This is a genomic window from Microcystis sp. LE19-10.1B (genome assembly GCF_027530565.1).
GTDB lineage: Bacteria > Cyanobacteriota > Cyanobacteriia > Cyanobacteriales > Microcystaceae > Microcystis > Microcystis aeruginosa.
This window is the reverse complement of sequence record NZ_JAPZQM010000178.1, coordinates 1-1,742: the sequence shown is the minus strand read 5'-3', so window position 1 is coordinate 1,742 and position 1,742 is coordinate 1. Positions and strand designations below refer to the sequence as shown.

Annotated in this window: 3 protein-coding genes and 1 pseudogene; all 4 read left to right on the top strand. The window is 36.8% G+C overall.

The window, feature by feature from the left end; all coding sequences use genetic code 11:
* Positions 1 to 167 precede the first annotated feature (167 nt).
* Complete coding sequence (locus O9332_RS06300; protein ID WP_002758027.1) at positions 168 to 431, top strand: type II toxin-antitoxin system RelE/ParE family toxin; 264 nt, start codon at positions 168 to 170, stop codon at positions 429 to 431.
* A 222-nt stretch (positions 432 to 653) separates the two neighbouring features.
* Positions 654 to 764, top strand: coding sequence for an anacyclamide/piricyclamide family prenylated cyclic peptide (locus tag O9332_RS06295; RefSeq protein WP_071822769.1), 111 nt, complete (start codon positions 654 to 656; stop codon positions 762 to 764).
* 19 nt (positions 765 to 783) lie between these two features.
* Positions 784 to 1,176 (top strand): hypothetical protein, encoded by a 393-nt coding sequence (locus O9332_RS06290; protein ID WP_002758025.1) that lies wholly within the window; start codon positions 784 to 786, stop codon positions 1,174 to 1,176.
* Positions 1,173 to 1,352, top strand: a pseudogene (locus O9332_RS06285) (HNH endonuclease); the annotation flags it as partial. The gene O9332_RS06290 and the pseudogene O9332_RS06285, both read left to right, overlap by 4 nt.
* Positions 1,353 to 1,742: the final 390 nt, after the last annotated feature.

The following is a 1,742-nucleotide window of genomic DNA, read 5'->3' as shown; positions in this document are numbered from 1 at the left end:
AACCCTTATAGAGAAGGACATTGATGCGATTTTTGTCAATTGTTTTTGCTCTAGAGCGAACTAATCAATTAAGTCTCTTGCCAGATAAGGATTTAGTCGATTTATGCCCCCCTATCGAACCATACCAAGTAACGAAGAACCAAGATATTTTCTCACCCTCAGCTAGATTGGATTTAAAGCAAGTTAATAGTTACTTGGCTGGGAAAAATCCGCAAGCTGCTAGAATTTTAAAAGAAAAAATCCAACAGGCTTGTAAAAAATTAGCTAAATTCCCCAATCTGGGACGTAGGCGCGATGAGTTAATCCCTAGCTTACGAAGTTTTCCTGTAGAAGATTATCTAATCTTTTATTTTCCTCTTGAAAACGGAATTGAAATCGCAAGAGTCGTGAATGGATATAGAGATTTAGATGCTATGTTTGATGTTGATTAAGAAAGCGATCGCATCCATCTAAGGGTATCATTCTTCCCTGCTCCCCAATAGCATCTGGTGTTTTTTTTTTCTTCGGGAAATTTAAACAGAAAAACTGTAATAACATTGAACAGAGATAAAAAACTATAACAAAGATAGATAAAAACTCAGAATAAAACTTTTGAATCTGAGACAAAATTAGGTATAAAGAGAGCAGATCAAAATGATTGGAGGACTTACCCCATGAAAACTAAAAAACTGACACCCCGCAATGCTGCTCCTGTCCAACAGGAAAATACCGCTACCGTCTCTCGTGATGGTAATGCGATTGCGATCACTTCGCTGCACAATTAGTTCAATACTCCTTAGACAAATGACTCAAATTACTATTGATTTACCCGTCAGTTTAGTTGAATCAGCCCAATGTTTAGGAAAGGCTACAGAACGAGAGTTATCAGAGGTTTTAATTGATACCTTAGAAATCATTTTGCCTACCTTTAATAATCTCTCAGCTGTGGGCAATCATCTTGAAGTTTCCCATCTTTTAGATTCCGAAATTATTGAATTAGCTAATTCAAAAATGGATGCTGTTCAAAATCAACGCTTGGGAGAGTTACAAGCTAAGGGAAAAAATACGGGCTTAACCGAAGCCGAAGGCTATGAATTATTAGTTTTAATCTCAATTTACCAAATGGGACAATTAAGAAAGTCAATAGCCTTAGCTGAAGCCGTTAAACGAGGTTTGAGAGAGCCTTTAATACCATGAGTTTTCTCATAGAAACCTTACGCCAAAAAGTTAAACAACGGGCAGGAAATCGCTGTGAATATTGCCTAATTCACCAAGATTATATTATGAGGAGATTACAAATTGATCATATCCAACCTTTAGCTAAAGGTGGTGCTAATACAGAAGATAATTTATGTTTAGCTTGTGAATTATGTAATCAATATAAATGGATTCAAACTGAGGCTATTGATCCCAAATATGAGGTGTTGGTTTCCTTATTTAATCCTCGCCTTCAAAAATGGCAAGAACATTGTACTTGGACTCAAGAGGGAACGGAAATTATGGGAGTAACGGCTTGTGGTCGAGCAACAATTGTAGCTTTAAGATTAAATAGTAATCTGGCTGTTATTGTGCGTAAAAATTGGGTTAAAGCTGGTTGGCATCCACCTGATTTGCAGACGGAATCTGGTTCTTCGGTTTTTGTTATGCAATGGACGGGGGTTATAAGGGATGGAACCCTTATATAGAAAGGCATTTGGCGATTTTTGTCAATTATTTTTGATCTAGAGCGAACTAATCAATTAAGTCTCTTGCCAGATAAGGAT